Raw genomic sequence first — 21,226 nt, 5'->3', positions numbered from 1 at the left:
AAAAAGCCCGTTAGAGCATTCCTCTGGCGGTTTTTTTCTTGCTCGAACCACCTGACGACTTACGTGGAAAACCCGTCATGACAACGAATTACGCGATTGCACACCCGCTGCTTCAAGGGATTGCCACTACTGGCCGATAACCCGATCGGTCGTTGTGAATTTCGTCTCCGGCGACCGGCAAACCTTATTACGCGATTGTGCGAAATTGCTTGATAGCCGATGGCCTCTCGCTATCATCTGCGCGCCTGAAAAGTCGCAAAGAAACTCGCAGTCATTGCCTTTAGGTTGTTCTTCCTTAAATTGCCTGGAAATCTTCGATGCTGTCGTATCACCAAAAAAGCTTTCTGATCGTCGATGATTTCTCGGATTTCCGCAGTTCCGTCAGGTCCATGCTGCGGGAGTTGGGCGTCAAGGACGTCGACACCGCCGATACCGGTGAGCAGGCGCTGCGCATGTGCTCGCAGAAGTCCTACGATTTCATCCTGCAGGATTTCCACCTGGGCGATGGCAAGAAAAACGGTCAGCAGGTACTCGAAGACCTGATGATCGAGAAGCTGATCAGCCATGAAAGTGTGTTTGTCATGGTCACCGCCGAAACCAGCCAGGCCATGGTGCTTAGTGCACTGGAGCATGAGCCCGATGCTTACCTGACCAAACCGTTCAACCGTTCCGGCCTGGCTCAGCGCCTGGAGCGACTGGAACAGCGCAAGACCTTGCTCAAACCGATCCTGCAAGCGCTTGACCGGGGTAAACCGGTTGAAGTGCTCAATGCCTGCATCGCCTTGTGCAAACAAGACATTCGTTATTCGCCGCTGTGCCTGCGTTACCGCGCCGATGCGTTGCGCGACCTGAACCAGAACGAAGCGCTGGAGCGTCTTTACGACAGCATCATTGCGGATCGGCCTTTGCCCTGGGCGTTTGCCGGGTTGGGCCAATTGCTGTTCAAGCGCGGGCAGGTCAGCCAGGCCAAGGGCATTTACGAAAAAGCCTTGAAAGTCTTCCCGATGATGCCGGCCCTCTACGATGGCATGGCCGATGTGCTGGTCGCCGAAGGCGACACCAAAGCGGCGCAGAAAGTGTTGGAGGAAGCAATTCGCCTGTCGCCGCTGGCGGTGCGCCGGCAAGCGTTGCTGGGCAAGCTGGCAATGGCCAACGAAGATTTCGACACCGCCTCCAAAGCCTATCGCCAAGCCGTGAACCAAGGGGCGCAGTCACGTTTCAAGGATGCGGAAAGCAACCTCGGCCTGGCCCATGCCTTGATTAGCAAAGGTGCGGAAAAGGGCCTGGACACTCGAACCCGCCTGGAAATCAACACGACGCTGAGTGCAGTGGCGAAGGAGAACCCTTCCGACCCAGGCCTGCAGATTCGGGCGCGTTTGATGAAGGCTACCAGCCTGCTGCTCAACGATGCCGAAACCGCCGAGAAGCTCACCGAGCAAGCGTTGATGCGCCTCGATGGCATGGAGCAGTTCATGAGCGCCGAAGCGGCGCTGCTGGTGGCCAAGCAGCTGCAAATGCTGGGGCAGGCGAGTGCCGGCGCTTCGATGCTGAAAAACTGTGCGGAGATCTACGGCGACGATCCGACCGTGATGAAGGGCATCGCCAAGCTGACCGACGATCCGACCATCCTCAACTCGGGCAACGCCGCCGCCGACCTCAACCGTCAGGGCGTGCGGGTGTACAAGACCGGCAACCTGGTGGAAGCCCGGGAGGTGTTCCGCAAAGCCCTGGCGCTGCAACCGAAGAACATCAGTATTGCCCTGAACATGGCGCAGTCGCTGCTGCACGGCACCGACACCAGTGTGCCGTCGGCCGAACTGGAAGAGTGCCGGGCCTGCCTGAAAACAGTCGGCCTGATGCCCGATACCGACGCGCGTTATCCGCGCTACCAGAAACTGAAAATCAAGGCGTTCGGCGAATGATCGACAGCGAACCGTCACTCGACTTCTCCACGGTGATTGCCTCCACCGTGCACGACATGAAGAACTCCCTGGCGATGCTGATGCAGGCCCACAGTCAATGGCTGGCGCGCTTGCCTGATCCCAAGCGGCAGACCCCGGAGCAGGGCGTGATCGACTTCGAGTTCGCCCATCTCAATGGCATGCTGGTGCAGTTGTTGGGACTGTACAAACTCGGCGTCAACCAGATGCCGTTGCAGCCGGCTTACCATGAACTGGATGACTTCATCGAGGCGCAACTGGCGGCTCACCAGGAAGTGTTCGCCAGCCGCGGCATTATCGCGACCTATGAAGTGGACCCGTTAAGCCCGCTGGGTTTTTTCGACCGTGAACTGATTGCCTCGGTGCTCGCCAATTGCATCAACAACGCCATCCGTTACGCTCGCCACGCCTTGTTGATCAGCGTCAGCGATGAAGCCGGGCAACTGGTGCTGACCATCAATGACGATGGCGAGGGTTATCCGGCCGAGATGATCGAGCGTCAGGCCGATTACGTGCAGGGCATCAACCACAGCAGCGGCAGTACCGGCCTGGGCTTGTACTTTGCCGGGCGGATCGCCGCGTTACATCAACGCAATGGCGTCGGTGGGCGCACCGAAATCAGTAACGGCGGCCCATTGGGTGGTGGTGTGTTCAGCCTGTATCTCCCCTGAGCGACACGATCCTCACAGGATTGCGCCTTTTTGTTTGACGCTGCTTGATATTCCGAACAGCCGGAGCCTATTTTGTACGGGTCGCCGTTCGCGGCTCGTACAACAACAAGGATTGCGTCATGACAACCGATGGCCATCGTTCACTCGCGCAGCGATTGACGGGCATTGATGAGATTGAATGTGTTACGCCGGACTTGAACGGCGTGCCACGCGGCAAGGTAATGACCGCTGAAGGATTTCTTGAGGGGCGGCGTTTGCAAATGGCGCGGGGAGTACTGCTGCAATGCATCATGGGCGGCTATCCGCCCGCGCACTTTTACGGCAGCGATGATGGCGATCTGGCGCTGGTGCCTGATCCGGGGCAGATCCATCGCTTGCCCTGGAGTTCGCACCCTCGGGCACTGGCCATATGCGATGCGCAGGAGCTGACCGGCGAGAGTTCGCATCTGTCGACTCGCGGCCAACTCAAGGCGGTGATCGCTCGCTACGCCGCCCTCGGTCTGGCGCCGGTCGTGGCGACCGAGCTGGAATTCTTTGTGTTCGCGCCCAACCCTGACCCGACGCAACCCTTCCAGCCGCCGGTCGGCCTGGACGGTCGCCGCGAGGACGGTCATTCGGCGTTCAGCATCAGCTCCAATAACGGCCTGCGGCCGTTCTTCACTGAAGTCTACGCAGGCATGGCGGCGCTGGGTTTGCCGCGCGATACCTTCATGCACGAGATGGGCGTCAGCCAGTTCGAGATCAACCTGCTGCACGGCGATCCGCTGCTGCTGGCCGACCAGACCTTGCTGTTCAAGCATCTGCTCAAGGAAGTGGCGCTCAAGCATGGCCTGACCGTGGTCTGCATGGCCAAGCCGTTGGCTCACACGCCGGGCAGTTCGATGCATATTCACCAGAGCGTCGTCGAGATCGACAGCGGGCGTAACGTGTTCAGCGACAAGGCCGGCGAGCCGACCGCGACCTTCCGTCATTTCATCGGTGGCCAACAGGCTGGCCTGGCGGATTTCACCGCGCTGTTTGCGCCGAACGTGAACTCTTATCAGCGCCTGTGCCATCCTTTTGCATCGCCGAACAATGCCTGCTGGTCCCATGACAACCGCGCGGCCGGCCTGCGCATTCCGGCCAGTTCACCGGTCGCTCGTCGGGTCGAAAACCGCCTGCCGGGGGCTGACGCCAATCCGTATCTGGCGATTGCCGCGAGCCTGGCGTCGGGGCTGTATGGCATCGAAAACAAACTGGAACCGAGCGAAGCGGCCCGGGGCGAATTCGTGGTGCCGGATAATCTTGCGTTGCCGTGTACCTTGCATGCCGCTCTTGAACGTCTGAAACGTAGCCAATTGGCGAAGGAACTGTTCGGCAAGGAGTTCATCGAAGGCTACATCGCTTCGAAGACCATGGAGTTGACCAGCTTCCTCGATGAAATTACTCCCTGGGAACGGCGTGTTCTAGCAGCCCAGGCCTGACGATCTGTCGCCATCGGGCTATCGTTGTCGATAGCCCGATACTCACTGCAAGGAGCCGCTCGGAACGCCGATGCGCCAAATCCTGAAATCCTTTCGAGGACTTTATTTCGCCTCGCTGATGATGTTGATCGGCTCGGGCCTGTTGAGTACCTACCTTGCCCTGCGCCTGGCGGCCGATAAAGTCGACAGCCTGTGGGTCGGCGCGTTGATGGCGGCCAACTATTTCGGCCTGGTGCTGGGCGGCAAGATCGGCCATCGGCTGATTGCCCGGGTCGGGCATATTCGAGCTTATTCAGCCTGCGCCGGGATCGTCGGTGCGGCGGTGCTGGGCCATGGCCTGGTGGACTGGCTGCCCGCGTGGTTGTTCCTGCGGGTGATCGTTGGCCTGGGCATGATGTGCCAGTACATGGTGATCGAAAGCTGGCTCAACGAGCAGGCAGAAGCCAAGCAACGTGGCGTGGTGTTCAGCGGCTACATGATCGCTTCGTACCTGGGGCTGGTGTTGGGTCAGCTGATTCTGGTCATGCACCCGGGCCTGGGCCTGGAACTGCTGATGCTGGTCGCACTGTGTTTCGCCCTGTGTCTGGTGCCGGTGGCCCTGACCCGGCGGATTCACCCGGCACCTTTGCACCCGGCGCCGATGGAGCCGCGCTTCTTCATCAAACGCGTGCCGCAGTCACTGAGCACGGTGTTGGGGGCGGGATTGATCGTCGGTTCGTTCTACGGCCTGGCGCCGCTGTATGCCTCCCAGCAAGGATTGTCCACCGAGCAGGTCGGTCTGTTCATGGGCAGCTGCATTTTTGCAGGCCTGGTGGTGCAGTGGCCGTTGGGGTGGCTATCGGACCGCTACGATCGGGCGCTGTTGATCCGCAGTTTTGCGTTTAGCCTGGCGCTGGCCGCGTTGCCGCTGGCGATCATGCAGCAGGTACCGCTGGAGGTGCTGTTCATCGCCGGGTTCCTCTGTTCGTTGGTGCAGTTCTGCCTGTACCCGCTTGCGGTGGCGTTCTCCAACGACCACGTCGAGGGTGATCGCCGGGTGTCGCTGACGGCCATGTTGCTGGTGACCTACGGTGTCGGCGCGAGTGTCGGACCGCTGGTGGCCGGGGTGCTGATGAAATTGTTCGGCAGTCACATGCTCTATGCCTTTTTCAGCTTCTTCGCGCTGGTGCTGGTGTGGCGAATCCGTCCGAAAGCGGTGACCAACCTGCATCAGGTGGACGATGCTCCGCTGCATCACGTGGCCATGCCCGACAGCATGTCGAGTTCGCCACTGGTTGCGTGCCTTGACCCGCGTGTCGATGAGCAGGTGGTGCAGGATCAGATGCAGAACCCGGTCAACCCGGAGGCTGATGTCGATCCGGATGCCGAGCCCAAACCAGAACCTGAACCAGTTTCGGATTCAGAAGACCCGGACGCAGGTCGCGAGCAAAGTTTTACCGAAGCGCGGCCTTGATCCAGGCATAAAAAAACGGGCGGCCCCCGCAAGGGACTGCCCGTTTTTTATTGGCGGGGCGTATCAGAAATCGTCTTTATCGAAGCGCCGCGCTTCACGCTGAAGCTGATAGACGAACCGCTCGACCTGCCGTTGCACCAGGCCGCTCATGTTGTGAAAACGCACGCCGGCGAAGGTGGTGTTGATCTTTTCTTCAAAGTGCAGGTAACGCAGCTCTACCGGTGCCGTCATGCTGCCGAAGGGCAGGGCGGCGATGAAGCGGTCGTAGACCTGGCCCAATTGCAGCTTGGCGGTAATGTCGCCTTCGAAGCGCAACTTGCAGCCGGTGGCGGAGATGTCCAACAGTTTGCCGCCGAGGGGCGACTTGAGTTTCTCACCGCCCAGCTCGACATTGACCAGTTGTGCCAGCTTCAACGCAGCGCGGAAAGCATTGCGGCGCTGGTGGTAAACCACCTCATCGGGCAGCGCGCCCCGGTAGCAGCGGCCATCACCGGACTCGTCGATGGTCAGCGGGCCATTGCTTTCCCAGGCGATGCGTACGCCATCGTGGAAGCCTTCGACCTTGAACGGTTCGCCGGCCAGCAGAAAGCGTTCGCCGTCGCGCGGGATCATTTCGTCCAGGGCGATCATCTTGCTGTCACGGTCGACGTCCACCAGATAACTCTGGAAGCGCTGGCTGCGCTCATGGAACGTGATGATCAGCGGGTCATGGCTGTCTTGCAGCTGACGCAGGTTGCCGGAGATTTCCAGGGGCGTGGTGAGCACCTTGGGTGGCTGCGGAGCATCTTCCGCGCTTAAGGCATTGGACACGAGGTATCAATCTCCAGACAAATATGACTACTGGCCGGCATTCTGCCAGCATGTTTCGCGTCTTGATAGGGCGTGCTCATTGAAAGGCTCAAGCCTGACTGAGCGGGCGTGGCTTGGCGAGCCTGGAGGTTGATCCGCGGGCATCGTAGAGCGCTGGCGGTTCGCCGCCGGTGAGGATTTTCAGCTGGTTGGCCGTGGCGGCCTGCTGCACCAGAATCGACTGGCCATTGTTGGCATTGGCGGCCTGGCACTGGGCCAGGAGGTCGGTCAGCACGTCGCTCTGTTCCAGCAACCGTTCGCCAATACTCGACTGGCTGGCGAGCTGCTCCAGGCCTTGGCGGTTGGTTGGCAGGTTGAGGCTGGCGAGGATTTCACTGCGCTTGCGGCCATGCTGTTCGAGCAGAATGATCAATGCCTGTTTATGCGCCAGAATTTCTTCGAGCAATGGCATGTCACGACCGTGCAAGGCGAGGGACTCGGTTTGCAGTAGCTCCAGCAGTTGTTGCGCCGGGGCAAAGTCGTCGATGATCAGTTGCAGTAAATGAGTGTCGTGCATGGCTGGCCTTGGGTTTTAAGCGTCCAAAAGCCTGGCGCGGGCCGTGGCCTAGCGCTGGGCTTCGAAGTTGAGCAGTTTGCTGGCTACACGGTTGCTGTCGACTTTATAGCTGCCATCGGCAATCGCTGCTTTCAACTCGGCCACGCGGGCGTTGTCGACGGCAGGCTGATCGCGCAGCTTGTCAGTGACCTTCTGCAACTGTTGAGCCTCATTGCTGAGGTGTACCGATTCCCCGCTTTTGGTGGTACTGGCCTGTTCGGCCGGGGTATTCAGCGGCGCGGATTGGCCGGCTTCGGCGGTTTCCTTAGCGGTGCTGGTACGCGTACTGCCCGTAAGTGACGAGGAGCTGTTTAAACGACTGAAATCGATGACCATGACAAAAAACCTCTGGATATTTGGACGCTTGCCATGTTTTCGGCGATTCCCCGAAAAACTTTAGGCCCATTTATCAATGAGCTCGCAGGCGCCAGCGCATGCCCTGCATGCGGCACAGTTTAGGCAACCGCCAGGCGGTGCGCCATCACTTCACAAACACAGAGCCCTTACATGGCCACTTCCACCTGGCCGGGCGCTGTGACTTGCGCCTTGATGACCCGCTGGGAGTTAAGGTTCTTCACGCGAATCTGCTCGCTCAGGCCGCCGTTGGACAGCGCTTCACCCGGCATGCGCACACTGAGCGTACCGCTGCGGGCGGTAATCACCACCTGGTCGCCCTTGCGAACCACTTCCGCCTGTTCGAGATGCACCAGCGTAATGATCTGATCGGCGACCATTGGTCGGGTAAGTTTTTGCCCGATCGCCTGATCGACGGAAGTCAGAAACCCCTGATTTATCAGGCTGATATCACGCTCGCGCAGGGTTACGTCCTGAGGTTCGATAATCCCTGTGCGCTTGAGCGGACGAGTGGTCGTCACAATGTCGCGAAACAGCTTCACTTGAGCGGGCACGAAGACCGTCCAGGGCGAGGCGCCCTCGCAGCGAACCTTGACCGTGACCCGTCCCAGAGGCCTTGCCGGGCTCTCGAGGGTGGCTGTCAATTCCTTGTCGCACATAGGCATGCGCAGGCGCGGATCGAGCTGGTTGACCTGGATTTCGTAGCGACCTTGCGTTTGACTGGTGGCCAGATAGTCCTCTACGGTGAATTCAAGAAAGCCCTGGGTGACGCCGATAAGCATGTCAGGCAAGGTAACCGTATCAGCAAGGGCAGGGCTGCCAGCGTTGAACAGGCAAGCGGCCGACATCGCGCAGAGCAATCTGCGGCAGGTTGATGTCAGGTGTCGGAAAAATGTCGGTTCTGTGTTCATAAGAGTTAAAAAGCAAGCGCCGTGCCGTTTCGTGATGAATGTGCGTCGCAACACACTTAGCGTTGGTGTAGGAGTCTGGGCATGGCTGGTGTAATGGATTCGGTAAACCAGCGCACGCAACTGGTAGGGCAGAATCGCCTTGAGCTGTTGTTGTTCCGTCTCGACGGCCAGCAGCTGTATGGGATCAACGTGTTCAAGGTTCGCGAGGTGCTGCAATGCCCCAAGCTGACCCTGATGCCCAAGTCCAGTCCTGTCGTGTGCGGTGTGGCGAATATTCGGGGGGCAACCATTCCGATCCTGGATCTGGCGATGGCGACCGGTGCCGGTCGGTTGCTGGACCAGAGCAATCCCTTCGTGATCATCACGGAGTACAACACCAAGACCCAGGGTTTCCTGGTTCGGTCGGTGGAGCGCATCGTCAACATGAACTGGGAGGAGATTCATCCGCCACCCAAGGGCACGGGGCGCGATCACTACCTGACGGCTGTGACTCGGGTCGACAACCAGTTAGTCGAAATCATCGACGTCGAGAAGGTGCTGGCGGAAGTGGCGCCGACACCGGAAGCGATTTCGGTGGGCGTGGTCGATGTTGAAACCCAGCACAAGGCGCTCTCTTTGCGCGTATTGACGGTCGACGACTCGTCGGTGGCGCGCAAGCAGGTGACCCGTTGCCTGCAAACGATTGGTGTCGAAGTGGTGGCGTTGAACGACGGCCGGCAAGCGCTGGATTACCTGCGCAAGCTGGTTGACGAGGGCAAGAAGCCGGAAGAAGAGTTCCTGATGATGATCTCCGACATCGAGATGCCGGAGATGGACGGGTACACCCTGACGGCCGAGATCCGCGCCGACCCGCGCATGCAAAAGCTCCATATCATCCTGCATACTTCGTTGTCGGGTGTGTTCAATCAGGCGATGGTCAAGAAGGTCGGTGCCGATGACTTCCTGGCCAAGTTCCGTCCTGATGACCTGGCATCCCGGGTAGTCGACCGGATCAAAGCAGCAGATAACAGCTAGAGGCCTTCTGCCCCTGGCGGTCAACACGATTTAAGAGGCGGTATCTTTGTCTACGGGTAATTTGGATTTCGAACAGTTCCGGGTATTCCTGGAAAAAGCCTGTGGCATTTTGCTCGGTGAAAACAAGCAATATCTGGTCTCGAGCCGTCTCAACAAACTGATGGAACAGCAGGGCATCAAATCGTTGGGTGAGCTGGTTCAGCGCATCCAGACCCAGCCGCGCAGCGGTTTGCGCGAGATGGTGGTGGATGCCATGACCACCAACGAAACTCTGTGGTTTCGTGACACCTATCCGTTTGAAGTCTTGAAGAACAAGGTATTGCCTGAAGCGATCAAGGCCAGCCCCGGTCAGCGCCTGCGGATCTGGTCGGCGGCGTGTTCGTCGGGTCAGGAACCGTATTCGCTGTCGATGTCCATCGATGAGTTCGAACGGGTCAACATGGGCCAGTTGAAGATGGGCGTGCAGATCGTTGCCACCGACCTGTCCGGCACCATGCTGACCAATTGCAAAACCGGCGAGTACGACAGCCTGGCCATCGGTCGCGGTCTGTCGCCCGAGCGCCTTCAGCGTTACTTCGACCCCAAGGGGCCGGGGCGCTGGGCCGTCAAGGCACCGATCAAGAGTCGGGTGGAGTTTCGCTCGTTCAACCTGCTGGACAGCTACGCAAGCCTGGGCAAGTTCGACATCGTGTTCTGCCGCAACGTGCTGATCTACTTCTCCGCCGAGGTGAAGAAAGACATCCTGTTGCGCATTCACAGCACGCTCAAGCCGGGCGGTTATCTGTTCCTTGGCGCGTCCGAAGCGCTGAACGGTTTGCCGGACCATTACCAGATGGTCCAGTGCAGCCCGGGGATCATTTACCAGGCGAAGTAGTGATTCGTTGACGGCATACAAAAAAACGGGAGTCCTCAGGGGCTCCCGTTTTTTTTGCCTGCTTGTTTCTCATAGGCACCCCAATACCTGTAGGAGCGAGGCTTGCCCGCGAAAGCGTTGGGGCGGTCAATGATGATTGTTGTCTGGCACACCGTTTTCGCGGGCAAGCCTCGCTCCTACAGTTGATCGGTGTTGCCCTGGGAAAGCGGCAGAAAAGCGGCAGGCGGCGGAAATCGGTTGCCGCTTTTCTGGCATTGCCGCCTCGTCACTGCCCGCAAAGCCCCGGTTTACGGGCTTTTTTGAATTGGCACGCCGCTTGCTATGTTCACGTTACGAAAAATCAGGTCACCCGAAGGTTTCCCGACATGAGCATCAGCTTCGATAAAGCGCTCGGTATCCACGAACAAGCCCTGGGCTTCCGCGCTCAGCGTGCCGAAGTCCTGGCCAACAACATCGCCAACGCCGACACCCCGAACTACAAGGCTCGGGATCTGGACTTCTCGAAAGTGCTCGCCGAGCAGAACGAGAAAACCAAAAACGGCAAGTTCGCCTTGAGCATGACCAACAGCCGTCACATCGAAGCTGAAGGCCTGGGCAATGGCGATGAGTCGCTGATGTATCGCACGCCGATGCAACCGTCGATCGACCAGAACACCGTGGACGCCCAACTGGAACAGTCGAACTACGCGGAAAACGCGGTCAACTTCCAGGCCAGCTTCACCCTGCTCAACAGTAAATTCAAAGGGCTGGTGTCAGCCCTGCGCGGAGAGTAATTCATGTCCCTGTCCAGTGTTTTCAACATTGCCGGTAGCGGCATGAGTGCCCAGACCACTCGCTTGAACACCGTCGCCAGTAACATCGCCAACGCCGAGACCGTTTCGTCGAGCATCGACCAGACCTACCGCGCTCGTCACCCGGTGTTCGCCACCATGTTCCAGGGCGGCCAGAGCGGCGCCAGCGATTCGCTGTTCCAGAACCAGGACGCGGCCGGTCAAGGCGTGCAAGTGCTGGGTGTGGTCGAAGACCAGAGCAACCTTGAAGCGCGCTACGAGCCGAATCATCCGGCTGCCGATGCCAAGGGCTACGTCTACTACCCGAACGTCAACGTCGTCGAAGAAATGGCCGACATGATTTCCGCAAGCCGTTCGTTCCAGACCAACGCAGAAATGATGAACACCGCCAAAACCATGATGCAGAAGGTCCTGACCCTCGGTCAGTGATAAGGGGCGACTTTCGATGAGTGTTACCGATACCACCAGCGGCGTAAGCATCAAGGATGTCCTGGCCAACTCTTCGGTCAAGACCACGACCACCAGTGATGGTCTTTCCGCGGCGACCAGCAGTGCCACCGGCAGCAAGGCATTGGGCAAGGATGCGTTCCTGCAACTACTGGTCACCCAGCTGAAAAACCAGAACCCGCTCGATCCTCAGGACAACAGCGCGTTCGTAGCCCAGTTGGCGCAGTTCAGTAGCCTGGAAGGCATCACCACGCTGAACGACACCGTCAGCGGTATTGCCGGCAACTACAACTCCTCGCAAGCCTTGCAGGCTTCTTCGCTGGTGGGCCGCTCGGTCATCGCGCAGACCGACAAGGCCGTGGTCGACACCTCCAAGAGCCTCAACGGTACCGTCGTGGTGCCAACATCGGTTTCCGCAGCCACCGTCAAAATCACCAACTCGGCAGGTACGGTCATCCGCACCCTCGACCTGGGCAGTCAAAGCGCCGGCAATGCCAGCTTCATTTGGGACGGCAAGGACAGTTCGGGCGCGGTGGCACCGGCGGGTACTTACACCTTCGGCGCAACGAGCACCATCGACGGCACGAACACCTCACTGATTACTTACCTGCCGGCAACGGTCAACAGCGTGACCATCAGCCAGACCGGCGGTGAGTTGATGTTGAACCTGGCAGGCCTGGGCAGCGTTGCCCTGTCCAAAGTGCAAACCATTGGTCTATAGAGCCGACTAACACGGCACAAAGGAGTGGAATATGTCTTTCAATATCGGTCTTAGCGGTCTCTATGCAGCCAACAAACAACTGGACGTGACCGGCAACAACATCGCCAACGTCGCGACCACCGGTTTCAAATCGTCCCGTGCAGAATTCGAAGACGTGTACTCGGCCACTCGCCTGGGTACCGGCAGCAAGACCATCGGTAACGGCGTGCGCCTGGCCAACGTTTCCCAGCAGTTCAGCCAGGGTGATGTGAACAACACCGGCAACGTGCTGGACATGGGCATTCAGGGCAACGGCTTCTTCATCCTCAGCGACAACGGTTCCCTGAGCTACACCCGTGCCGGTGCGTTCAAGACCGACGCTCAAAACTTTGTTGTCGATAACAACGGCAACCGACTGCAGGGTTATGGCGTCGACTCCAATGGCAAGATCATCAACGGTGTGTTGACTGACTTGAAGATCGATACCTCGAGCCTGAAGCCGAATCCGACTACCAAGGTTGATCAGACGATGAACCTGAACTCGGCGGAAACCACGCCGACCGTGGCCCCGTTCAGCCCGACCGATACCAACAGCTATAACAAGACCATCTCCACCAAGGTCTACGACAGCCAGGGTAACGAGCACACCATGGACCAGTACTACGTGAAAACGGGTACCAACGCGTGGCGTGTCTATACCTACATGGACGGTCGTACCCCTTCGGATCCGGCCAACAACACCTTGACTCCACTGACGGCTGACATCACGTTCAACTCCGACGGCAGCATCAACACGCTGACAGCCGGCGCTGGCTGGACCAAAACCGGCAACACGTTGACCATGACCGGTTGGGTGCCAGGCGCCATTACCAACGCCGCAACGATTCCTGTGACCTGGGGCCCGAACGGTTCCGTCGCTGCCACTGGCGGTATCGCGTTCAACATGGCGCTGACCACCTCTTACAACTCGCCAACCGCCCGTACCGCCCAATACCAGGACGGCTACGCCACCGGCCAGATCTCCAGCCTGACCATCGACGCCAGCGGCGTCATGACCGCCAACTTCAGCAACCAGCAAACCAAGGCCATCGGCCAGGTGGCGGTGGCCAGCTTTGCCAATGAGCAAGGCCTGCAGCCAATTGGCGGTACCCGCTGGAAAGAAACCTTCGCCTCCGGTGTAGCCGGTGTCGATGCACCGAAGACCGGTACCCTGGGTTCGGTCGTGTCCAACTCCCTGGAAGAGTCCAACGTCAACCTGACCAACGAACTGGTTGATTTGATCAAGGCGCAGAGCAACTACCAGGCGAACGCCAAGACCATCTCCACCCAGAGCACCATCATGCAGACCATCATTCAGATGACCTGATGCTGTATAGCGCTGCATAAAGAACCCCTCTCACGAGGGGTTTTTTTTGTCTTGCAGAATCAGGCAGGCAAAAGAAAACCCCCGACCAGCCAAAGGCTCATCGGGGGTTTCAGGTAAGCGCCCTGGAGCGCCTACCGGCTCAGCTTATTGGCAAGCTTCGCAATCCGGCTCATCGATGGCGCAAGCCTTCGGCACTGGAGCTGGACCGGCTGGGGCTGCCAGGACCGAGTCGTCACCGTGGTTGCCGCCGCTGGAAACAGCGTTCAGCTTACCGGTGTTGATGGTCGACTTCTCGGTGCTGGTCGCGGCCAGGGCACGGAGGTAGTAAGTGGTTTTCAGACCACGGTACCAGGCCATGCGGTAGGTCACGTCCAGCTTCTTGCCCGAAGCGCCGGCGATGTACAGGTTCAGCGACTGAGCCTGGTCGATCCACTTCTGACGACGGCTGGCGGCGTCGACGATCCATTTGGTGTCCACTTCGAAGGCAGTCGCGTAGAGCTCTTTGAGTTCTTGCGGGATGCGCTCGATCTGCTGCACCGAACCGTCGTAGTACTTCAGGTCGTTGATCATGACCGAGTCCCACAGACCGCGAGCCTTCAGGTCGCGAACCAGGTACGGGTTGATCACGGTGAATTCGCCCGACAGGTTCGATTTCACATAGAGGTTCTGGTAAGTCGGTTCGATCGACTGCGACACGCCAGTGATGTTGGCGATGGTTGCGGTCGGTGCGATGGCCATGATGTTGGAGTTACGAATGCCTTTCTGTACACGGGCGCGAACCGGTGCCCAGTCCAGGGTTTCGTTCAGGTCAACGTCGATGTACTTCTGGCCACGCTGCTCGATCAGGATCTGTTGCGAATCCAGCGGCAGGATGCCTTTGGACCACAGCGAACCCTGGAACGTCTCGTAGGCGCCACGCTCGTCAGCCAGGTCGCAGGAAGCCTGGATCGCGTAGTAGCTGACCGCTTCCATCGACTTGTCGGCGAACTCGACGGCAGCGTCGGAACCGTAAGGGATGTGCTGCAGGTACAGAGCGTCCTGGAAGCCCATGATGCCCAGACCGACCGGACGGTGCTTGAAGTTGGAGTTCTTCGCTTGCGGCACCGAGTAGTAGTTGATGTCGATCACGTTATCGAGCATGCGCACGGCGGTGTTCACGGTGCGTTGCAGCTTGGCGGTGTCCAGCTTGCCGTCGACGATGTGGTTCGGCAGGTTGATCGAGCCCAGGTTGCAAACGGCGATCTCATCCTTGTTGGTGTTCAAGGTGATCTCGGTGCACAGGTTCGAGCTGTGAACCACGCCCACGTGCTGCTGCGGGCTGCGCAGGTTGCACGGGTCTTTGAAGGTCAGCCATGGGTGGCCGGTTTCAAACAGCATGGACAGCATTTTGCGCCACAGGTCTTTGGCCTGGATGGTCTTGAACAGCTTGACCTTGCCCGGGTACTCGGTCAGGGCTTCGTAGTACTCGTAACGCTCTTCGAAGGCCTTGCCGGTCAGGTCGTGCAGGTCCGGTACTTCGGACGGCGAGAACAGGGTCCACTTGCCGTCATCGAAGACACGCTTCATGAACAGGTCAGGGATCCAGTTGGCGGTGTTCATGTCGTGGGTACGACGACGGTCATCACCGGTGTTCTTGCGCAGTTCGATGAACTCTTCGATGTCCATGTGCCAGGTTTCCAGGTAGGCACAGACAGCGCCTTTGCGCTTGCCACCCTGGTTAACGGCGACGGCGGTGTCGTTCACCACTTTCAGGAACGGCACGACGCCCTGGGATTTGCCGTTGGTGCCCTTGATGTACGAACCCAGCGCCCGAACCGGGGTCCAGTCGTTGCCCAGGCCGCCGGCGAATTTCGACAACATGGCGTTGTCGTGGATCGCGTGGTAGATGCCCGACAGGTCATCCGGCACGGTGGTCAGGTAGCAGCTCGACAGCTGTGGACGCAGGGTACCGGCGTTGAACAGGGTCGGGGTCGAGGACATGTAGTCGAAGGACGACAACAGGTTGTAGAACTCGATCGCACGGTCTTCTTTCTGCTTCTCTTCGATCGCCAGGCCCATGGCCACGCGCATGAAGAAAATCTGTGGCAGTTCGAAGCGGATACCGTCCTTGTGGATGAAGTAACGGTCGTACAGGGTTTGCAGGCCCAGGTACGTGAACTGCTGATCGCGCTCGTGGTTGATCGCCTTGCCGAGTTTTTCCAGGTCGAAGGATGCCAGAACCGGGTTCAGCAATTCGAATTCGATACCTTTGGCGATGTACGCAGGCAGTGCCTTGGCATACAGGTCGACCATTTCGTGGTGGGTCGCGCTGTCGGCGACACCGAGGAAGCCCAGGCCTTCGGCACGCAGGGTGTCCATCAGCAGGCGGGCGGTCACGAACGAGTAGTTCGGCTCACGCTCGACCAGCGTACGGGCGGTCATCACCAGAGCGGTGTTGACGTCGGTCAGGGCCACGCCGTCGTACAGGTTTTTCAGGGTTTCGCGCTGGATCAGCTCGCCGTCGACTTCTTCCAGGCCTTCGCACGCTTCGGTGACGATGGTGTTCAGACGACCCATGTCCAGAGGGGCGAGGCTGCCATCGGCGCGGGTGATGCGGATCGATGGGTGAGCGTTGACGGCTTCTTCGGCAGGGGAGTGCGCTGCGCGCTCTTTGGCGCGGGAATCACGGTAGATCACATAGTCGCGGGCGACTTTCTGCTCGCCGGCACGCATCAGGGCCAGTTCGACCTGGTCCTGGATTTCTTCGATGTGGATGGTGCCGCCCGAAGGCATGCGACGCTTGAAAGTCGCGGTGACTTGTTCGGTCAGGCGGGCAACGGTGTCGTGGATTCGCGACGAAGCGGCAGCGGTGCCGCCCTCAACTGCGAGAAACGCTTTGGTGATGGCGACGGTGATCTTGTCATCGGTGTAAGGGACGACAGTGCCGTTACGCTTGATCACGCGCAGTTGGCCAGGCGCGGTGGCGGACAGATCCGAATTCGAATCGGTGGCCTGCGGCAAGGTGCCCTGCGGGTTCTCGCGAGTTGTGTCGGTTTGCATGGGGGGTTGTCTCCACATTCTCTATGTTTGTTTGGGCACCATCACGGTGCCCACCGTTCTGTCCTGAAGCACTACAACCGGCGGGGGCCGGGCATACCAACTTCGGGACAGATCAGGAAGGGGGCTATTGGGCGCCGCTTCCATGCCGAAGTCTTTGGTGTCACGCCTTGGGCCTGAAACCGAATTCCGTTTTGGGCGGCAGTAAATGACTGCAACACCCGTACCGTTATCGCCGTTTCGGGCTTAAAAACAGTAGCCATCCGCACGCGCGGTTTGGTCTTTCGAAAATACGTTTGGTTCAACCGGAAAGAGGCAATAAAAGCGCTTGAAATCGGTGTCCGGTTTGTGTTTGGTTTTTGGCATAAAACCCTACATGTAGGGTTTTTTTTGCGCCGAGGTACAAGATAATGCGTTTTGGAGGGTGTTGCAACGTACTACCTGTGGATAAACCTGTGCGTAAATTGTGTGTGAAAGAGGGAACAGGCGTGTAGGCCGCGACCTAGCTGGAGCCGACCATTTTTCACTGATTTTCAGCGACAGAAAACAGTCATCCGGATTTTTAAGGGCGCGAACCCTATCACAAAAAACCGTTGTGTCCGAACGCATTTACCGGCTTGTGTTCCAGACGTGTGGCGTTTATACAATCGGCCCATGCAGATGCGTTCTTATCCTCCCCAATCATTACAAAAAGACGGGTGGATCCTTCCTTATTGATGGTGTTGGCAAGCAGAGGTCATCGTGGAGCAAGAAGCCTGGCAGGTATTGATTGTCGAGGACGACCAGCGTCTGGCCGAACTGACCCGCGATTACCTGGAAGCCAATGGCCTGCGCGTATCGATCGAGGGTAATGGCGCCCTGGCCGCAGCACGCATCATCAAGGAGAAGCCGGACCTGGTGATTCTCGACCTGATGCTCCCCGGCGAAGATGGCTTGAGCATTTGCCGCAAGATTCGCGACCGCTATGACGGGCCGATCCTGATGCTCACCGCGCGCACCGATGACACCGATCAGATTCTTGGCCTGGACCTGGGCGCCGACGACTACGTCTGCAAACCGGTGCGTCCACGTTTATTGCTCGCGCGTATTCAAGCCCTGCTGCGCCGCAGCGAAGCCCCGGAGGTGGCCCCGGAAAAACTCCGGCGCCTGCAGTTCGGCCCGCTAGTGGTGGACAACGCATTGCGCGAAGCCTGGCTGCATGACAAAGGCATCGAATTGACCAGCGCCGAGTTCGACCTGCTCTGGCTGCTGGTGGCCAATGCCGGGCGTATTCTGTCTCGTGAAGAAATATTCACCGCGCTGCGCGGTATCGGTTATGACGGCCAGGACCGCTCCATCGACGTGCGCATCTCGCGCATCCGCCCCAAGATCGGCGATGACCCGGAGCATCCGCGGCTGATCAAGACCGTCCGCAGCAAAGGCTATTTGTTCGTGCCGGAAGCCTGCACCCTGTGAACTCGATCTTCCTGCGTATTTATGGCGGCATGTGCGCGGCGCTGATTCTGGTGGCCGTACTCGGCGTGCTGGCCTTGCACCTGCTTAACCAGGTGCGCAGCGAGCAGTACCGCGAGCGCCTGGCCCACGGCACCTTCTCGCTGATGGCCGATAACCTGCAACCGATGAACGAAACCGAGCGCCATCGGGCGTTGCTGTTGTGGGAGCGCTTGCTCGGGATTCCGCTGGCGCTGAAGACGTTCCCCCAGACCGACCTCGACCTGACCCAGCGTACCCGCGTATTGCGCGGCCAGGCCCTGGTGGAGCAGACCGGCCCGCACGCGGCGAAGGTTTATCGTCTGGTCAGCGACAAGGAGCAACTGGTGCTCACCGGTGAAGTCCAGCAGATCAGCGAGCAACTGGCGCGGGCGACCATTTACCTGCTGGCCGATGAACTGGTGCGCTACCCGGTGGCCGAGCAGCCCAAGCGTCTGGAGCAGTTAAAGGAAGATAAGGGCTTCGGCTTCGATCTGCGGCTGGTGACGGTCGATGAAGCCGACATGGACGAAGACCAGAGCCGCCGCGTGTCAGAAGGCGACACGGTGATGGCGTTGGGCAAGGGCGGCGATTCGATCCGGGTGTTTGCCGGCATGGTCGGTACACCGTGGGTGCTGGAAATCGGTCCGCTGTATCAGATGAATCCTTACCCGCCCGAGTGGTTGGTGCTGATCGCGGCCCTTGGCCTGAGCCTGATTGGTTTGATTGTCTATCTGTTGGTGCGGCAACTGGAGCGTCGTTTGCGCGGTCTTGAAGCCGCCGCCACACGCATTGCCAAGGGCAGCCTGGAAACCCGCGTACCGGCACGCGGCGCCGACTCGGTGGGGCGGCTGGCCTCGGCGTTCAACGGCATGGCCGAGCACTTGCAGCAATTGTTGGCGATTCAGCGAGAACTGGTGCGTGCCGTGTCCCATGAATTGCGCACACCGGTGGCGCGCCTGCGTTTTGGCCTGGAGATGATCGGCTCGGCCACCACGCCTGAGGCGCTGGAGAAATACCGCGAAGGGATGGACCACGACATCGAAGACCTCGATCGACTGGTCGACGAGATGCTCACTTATGCGCGGCTGGAGCAGGGCTCGCCGGCGCTGAATTTCCAGCGGATCGATCTGGATGCGTTGGTCAATCAGGTGATCGAGGAGTTGGCACCGTTGCGCGCCGAGGTCACGGTACAGCGCGGCTTGTGCCTGTCGGCCGCCGATTGTGACGGCGCTTGGGTCGAGGCCGAGCCACGTTACCTGCACCGGGCGTTGCAGAATCTGGTGAGCAACGCCATGCGCCATGCCCATTCACGGGTGACCGTCAGCTATCAGGTGGGTCAGCAGCGCTGTCGGGTGGATGTCGAGGATGACGGGCCGGGCGTGCCGGAAACCGCGTGGGAGAAAATCTTCACCCCGTTCCTGCGCCTCGACGATAGCCGCACCCGCGCCTCGGGTGGGCATGGGCTGGGGTTGTCGATCGTGCGGCGGATCATCCATTGGCACGACGGGCGAGCGCTGATCAGCAAGAGCAAAAGCCTGGGCGGGGCGTGTTTCAGTTTGAGCTGGCCGAGGAATCAGGAGCGGCGTTGAGGTTGGGCACGTGACAGGGGGCTTCAGGCCTTGATACTGACCAGACTCAACAACTGCCCATCCATCACCGCAAACTGCGCGTCCAGTTCGGTGCCGCTATGCCATTCACTGGACAGGTCGGTCAGCAACCGCAACCGTACTTCACCGCCCTCGCTCCACTCCAGCACTTCGGCGTGTTCGAAATAGAAGCGCTTTTGGACGATCGGGTAGAGCGCCTTGAACAGACTTTCCTTCACCGAAAACGTCAGCGTCACCACCATCGCCAACTGATCGCGAGCCCCGGCGGCCATGCGCCGCAACTCAGGCCCGGTGAGAATCTCTCCGGCCAGGCGTTCGGCCCGTTCTGCGTCGAGCAGATTTTCCAGGTCCATTCCCAAGCCGCGCCAATGGGCCTTGTTCGCGACAATCGCCGCGGCCCGGCCGGTGCTGTGGGTGATCGAACCGGTGATATGCGCTGGCCACACCGGTGCGCGGTCTTCACCTATGGCCGGAATGAAGCTCAACCCTTCCAGCTGTAGCAATGCGGCCCGAGCGCAAATCCGCCCGGCAAGAAACTCGGCCTGACGCTTGGCCACCGAACGCTGGATGCTCGCGGGCGGCTCGATGGCACTGCGCTGGAAATCATCGCTGGCCAATTGCTTGGTATCGAAGTGAGTGCCCAGCAGGACCGTATCGGGCAGCACAATCGGCAGCGGCCAATGGGCGTCGAGCGGGGTGCAGCAGGCGGGTAGGGCGGGGACGGGATTCATGACGGGCATTTTGCCGTTTAGCTCAATGGCTGGGTAGTGGCAGCAGGGCTTTTGTGGCGAGGGGGCTTGCCCCCGTTCGGCTGCGAAGCAGTCGTAAACCCGGTCAACGTAGTGTGTCTGTCGACATGCGATTGCAGGTTTTGGGGCTGCTTCGCAGCCCAACGGGGGCAAGCCCCCTCGCCACAGAGGTCTATCTGATCAGCCAAAGATCTTCTTGAAAAACGCCTGCATGTCCGCCCACGATTTCTCATCGGCGGCCTTGTTGTAACCAATGTCCGGCCCGCCATGATCGCCGTGGCTCAGACGATCCGCATCAGGGTTGCTGAAGCCATGCTTGGCGCCTTCGAGGCTGACAAATTTATAGTCGGCACCGGCCTTGTCCATTTCCGCCTTGAACGCCGCCACATTATCCGCCGTGACCATGCTGTCCAGCGCGCCATGCTCCACCAGGATTTTCGCTTTCACACTGCCAGGCGCCGCCGGCGTATTGGTCGCCAGTGCACCGTGGAAACTCACCACGCCCGCCAGCGGCAAGCCCTGGCGTGCGGCATTCAGCACCACTGCGCCGCCGAAGCAATAGCCGATGGCCGCCAGTTTGGCCGGATCGGTCTGTGGCTGTTTCTTCAGCAAATCGAGCCCGGCCTGAAACCGCGCGCTGGCTGCTGCGCTGTCCTTCGTCGCGGCTTGCATGAACGCCATGGCGTCCTTGGGGTGTTCGGTGTTCTTGCCGTCGCCATACATGTCGATCGCCAGCGCGCTGTAGCCCAGACCGGCCAGATCGCGGGCGCGACGCTTGGCGTAGTCGTTGAGCCCCCACCATTCATGCACCACTACCACACCCGGGCGCGGGCCTTTGATAGCGTCATCGTAGGCGTAATAACCGATCAGTTTTGTGCCATCGGCACTTTGATAGGGAATTTCCTGGGTCTTGATGGCGGCCTGGCTGAGCCCGCTCACGGCCAGCAATACAAGGGCGAGCAACACACGCAT

Annotated in this window: 19 protein-coding genes; 12 read left to right on the top strand and 7 right to left on the bottom strand. The window is 59.5% G+C overall.

Features of this window, described 5'->3' with window-relative positions; translation table 11 throughout:
- Window positions 1–317 precede the first annotated feature (317 nt).
- The 4 genes from PSH69_RS22875 to PSH69_RS22860 all read left to right on the top strand — a co-directional run bounded on the left by PSH69_RS22875 (window position 318) and on the right by PSH69_RS22860 (window position 5,527).
- The gene (locus tag PSH69_RS22875; RefSeq protein WP_305409915.1) at window positions 318–1,922 is read left to right on the top strand and encodes a tetratricopeptide repeat-containing response regulator; all 1,605 of its coding nucleotides are present in this window, start codon (window positions 318–320) and stop codon (window positions 1,920–1,922) included.
- The gene (locus PSH69_RS22870; protein ID WP_305409914.1) at window positions 1,919–2,611 is read left to right on the top strand and encodes a sensor histidine kinase KdpD; all 693 of its coding nucleotides are present in this window, start codon (window positions 1,919–1,921) and stop codon (window positions 2,609–2,611) included. The genes PSH69_RS22875 and PSH69_RS22870 overlap by 4 nt, the downstream gene beginning before the upstream one ends.
- Window positions 2,612–2,832: 221 nt before the next feature.
- A complete protein-coding gene (locus tag PSH69_RS22865) occupies window positions 2,833–4,074 on the top strand; it encodes a glutamine synthetase family protein (protein ID WP_305412860.1) in 1,242 nt (413 codons plus the stop codon).
- 70 nt (window positions 4,075–4,144) lie between these two features.
- On the top strand, window positions 4,145–5,527 hold the full coding sequence (locus tag PSH69_RS22860; RefSeq protein WP_305409913.1) for an MFS transporter: 1,383 nt from the start codon (window positions 4,145–4,147) through the stop codon (window positions 5,525–5,527).
- 63 nt (window positions 5,528–5,590) lie between these two features.
- Here the strand turns inward: PSH69_RS22860 and PSH69_RS22855 are convergent, their stop codons facing one another.
- The 4 genes from PSH69_RS22855 to flgA form a co-directional block, all read right to left on the bottom strand.
- On the bottom strand, window positions 5,591–6,337 hold the full coding sequence (locus tag PSH69_RS22855; protein ID WP_230174709.1) for a flagellar brake protein: 747 nt from the start codon (window positions 6,335–6,337) through the stop codon (window positions 5,591–5,593).
- Window positions 6,338–6,425: 88 nt separating this feature from the next.
- Window positions 6,426–6,893 (bottom strand): flagella synthesis protein FlgN, encoded by a 468-nt coding sequence (locus PSH69_RS22850; protein WP_305409912.1) that lies wholly within the window; start codon window positions 6,891–6,893, stop codon window positions 6,426–6,428.
- Window positions 6,894–6,941: 48 nt separating this feature from the next.
- A complete protein-coding gene (flgM, locus tag PSH69_RS22845; protein WP_007937499.1) occupies window positions 6,942–7,268 on the bottom strand; it encodes a flagellar biosynthesis anti-sigma factor FlgM in 327 nt (108 codons plus the stop codon).
- Window positions 7,269–7,435: 167 nt separating this feature from the next.
- Entirely contained in the window at window positions 7,436–8,197 is a 762-nt protein-coding gene (gene flgA, locus PSH69_RS22840) for a flagellar basal body P-ring formation chaperone FlgA (protein WP_026286438.1), read from the bottom strand.
- Window positions 8,198–8,278: 81 nt separating this feature from the next.
- Here flgA and PSH69_RS22835 point away from each other — a divergent pair, with 81 nt between their 5' ends.
- From PSH69_RS22835 to flgE, 6 genes are all read left to right on the top strand, one after another.
- Window positions 8,279–9,211, top strand: coding sequence for a chemotaxis protein CheV (locus PSH69_RS22835; RefSeq protein ID WP_007937503.1), 933 nt, complete (start codon window positions 8,279–8,281; stop codon window positions 9,209–9,211).
- Window positions 9,212–9,257: 46 nt separating this feature from the next.
- Complete coding sequence (gene cheR / locus PSH69_RS22830) at window positions 9,258–10,085, top strand: protein-glutamate O-methyltransferase CheR (protein ID WP_007937505.1); 828 nt, start codon at window positions 9,258–9,260, stop codon at window positions 10,083–10,085.
- Window positions 10,086–10,450: 365 nt separating this feature from the next.
- Window positions 10,451–10,858 carry a flagellar basal body rod protein FlgB gene (flgB, locus tag PSH69_RS22825; RefSeq protein ID WP_007937506.1) on the top strand — a complete coding sequence of 136 codons (408 nt, stop codon included), beginning with the start codon at window positions 10,451–10,453 and terminating at the stop codon, window positions 10,856–10,858.
- Window positions 10,859–10,861: 3 nt separating this feature from the next.
- Window positions 10,862–11,305, top strand: a complete 444-nt coding sequence (gene flgC / locus PSH69_RS22820) for a flagellar basal body rod protein FlgC (RefSeq protein WP_305409911.1) — start codon at window positions 10,862–10,864, stop codon at window positions 11,303–11,305.
- Window positions 11,306–11,321: 16 nt separating this feature from the next.
- Complete coding sequence (gene flgD / locus PSH69_RS22815; protein WP_305409910.1) at window positions 11,322–12,044, top strand: flagellar hook assembly protein FlgD; 723 nt, start codon at window positions 11,322–11,324, stop codon at window positions 12,042–12,044.
- Between the two features lie 31 nt (window positions 12,045–12,075).
- Complete coding sequence (gene flgE / locus PSH69_RS22810; protein WP_305409909.1) at window positions 12,076–13,389, top strand: flagellar hook protein FlgE; 1,314 nt, start codon at window positions 12,076–12,078, stop codon at window positions 13,387–13,389.
- A 144-nt stretch (window positions 13,390–13,533) separates the two neighbouring features.
- On the opposite strand, the gene PSH69_RS22805 is transcribed toward flgE, so the two are convergent.
- Window positions 13,534–16,428 carry a ribonucleoside-diphosphate reductase subunit alpha gene (locus tag PSH69_RS22805; protein ID WP_028938897.1) on the bottom strand — a complete coding sequence of 965 codons (2,895 nt, stop codon included), beginning with the start codon at window positions 16,426–16,428 and terminating at the stop codon, window positions 13,534–13,536.
- Window positions 16,429–17,166: 738 nt separating this feature from the next.
- Between PSH69_RS22805 and PSH69_RS22800 the strand changes: the two genes are divergently transcribed.
- Window positions 17,167–17,880, top strand: a complete 714-nt coding sequence (locus tag PSH69_RS22800; protein ID WP_019650367.1) for a response regulator — start codon at window positions 17,167–17,169, stop codon at window positions 17,878–17,880.
- Window positions 17,877–19,487, top strand: coding sequence for an ATP-binding protein (locus PSH69_RS22795; protein ID WP_019581241.1), 1,611 nt, complete (start codon window positions 17,877–17,879; stop codon window positions 19,485–19,487). The genes PSH69_RS22800 and PSH69_RS22795 overlap by 4 nt, the downstream gene beginning before the upstream one ends.
- Window positions 19,488–19,510: 23 nt before the next feature.
- On the opposite strand, the gene PSH69_RS22790 is transcribed toward PSH69_RS22795, so the two are convergent.
- Window positions 19,511–20,236: a 4'-phosphopantetheinyl transferase gene (locus PSH69_RS22790; RefSeq protein ID WP_305409908.1), complete on the bottom strand. Its 726-nt coding sequence runs from the start codon at window positions 20,234–20,236 to the stop codon at window positions 19,511–19,513.
- A 198-nt stretch (window positions 20,237–20,434) separates the two neighbouring features.
- Window positions 20,435–21,226 carry a dienelactone hydrolase family protein gene (locus tag PSH69_RS22785; RefSeq protein ID WP_305409907.1) on the bottom strand — a complete coding sequence of 264 codons (792 nt, stop codon included), beginning with the start codon at window positions 21,224–21,226 and terminating at the stop codon, window positions 20,435–20,437.

The sequence above is a fragment of the Pseudomonas sp. FP1740 genome, assembly GCF_030687165.1.
GTDB lineage: Bacteria > Pseudomonadota > Gammaproteobacteria > Pseudomonadales > Pseudomonadaceae > Aquipseudomonas.
This window is presented reverse-complemented; position numbering and strand designations above follow the sequence as displayed.

What these genes read in the sequence shown, in the direction of transcription:
- PSH69_RS22875 (WP_305409915.1), top strand. Translation starts at nt 318, where the DNA reads ATGCTGTCGTATCACCAAAAAAGCTTTCTGATCGTCGATGATTTCTCG.
- PSH69_RS22870 (WP_305409914.1), top strand. Translation starts at nt 1,919, where the DNA reads ATGATCGACAGCGAACCGTCACTCGACTTCTCCACGGTGATTGCCTCC.
- PSH69_RS22865 (WP_305412860.1), top strand. Translation starts at nt 2,833, where the DNA reads ATGACCGCTGAAGGATTTCTTGAGGGGCGGCGTTTGCAAATGGCGCGG.
- PSH69_RS22860 (WP_305409913.1), top strand. Translation starts at nt 4,145, where the DNA reads ATGCGCCAAATCCTGAAATCCTTTCGAGGACTTTATTTCGCCTCGCTG.
- PSH69_RS22850 (WP_305409912.1), bottom strand. Translation starts at nt 6,893, where the DNA reads ATGCACGACACTCATTTACTGCAACTGATCATCGACGACTTTGCCCCG.
- flgM (WP_007937499.1), bottom strand. Translation starts at nt 7,268, where the DNA reads ATGGTCATCGATTTCAGTCGTTTAAACAGCTCCTCGTCACTTACGGGC.
- flgA (WP_026286438.1), bottom strand. Translation starts at nt 8,197, where the DNA reads ATGAACACAGAACCGACATTTTTCCGACACCTGACATCAACCTGCCGC.
- PSH69_RS22835 (WP_007937503.1), top strand. Translation starts at nt 8,279, where the DNA reads ATGGCTGGTGTAATGGATTCGGTAAACCAGCGCACGCAACTGGTAGGG.
- flgB (WP_007937506.1), top strand. Translation starts at nt 10,451, where the DNA reads ATGAGCATCAGCTTCGATAAAGCGCTCGGTATCCACGAACAAGCCCTG.
- flgC (WP_305409911.1), top strand. Translation starts at nt 10,862, where the DNA reads ATGTCCCTGTCCAGTGTTTTCAACATTGCCGGTAGCGGCATGAGTGCC.
- flgD (WP_305409910.1), top strand. Translation starts at nt 11,322, where the DNA reads ATGAGTGTTACCGATACCACCAGCGGCGTAAGCATCAAGGATGTCCTG.
- flgE (WP_305409909.1), top strand. Translation starts at nt 12,076, where the DNA reads ATGTCTTTCAATATCGGTCTTAGCGGTCTCTATGCAGCCAACAAACAA.
- PSH69_RS22805 (WP_028938897.1), bottom strand. Translation starts at nt 16,428, where the DNA reads ATGCAAACCGACACAACTCGCGAGAACCCGCAGGGCACCTTGCCGCAG.
- PSH69_RS22790 (WP_305409908.1), bottom strand. Translation starts at nt 20,236, where the DNA reads ATGAATCCCGTCCCCGCCCTACCCGCCTGCTGCACCCCGCTCGACGCC.
- PSH69_RS22785 (WP_305409907.1), bottom strand. Translation starts at nt 21,226, where the DNA reads ATGCGTGTGTTGCTCGCCCTTGTATTGCTGGCCGTGAGCGGGCTCAGC.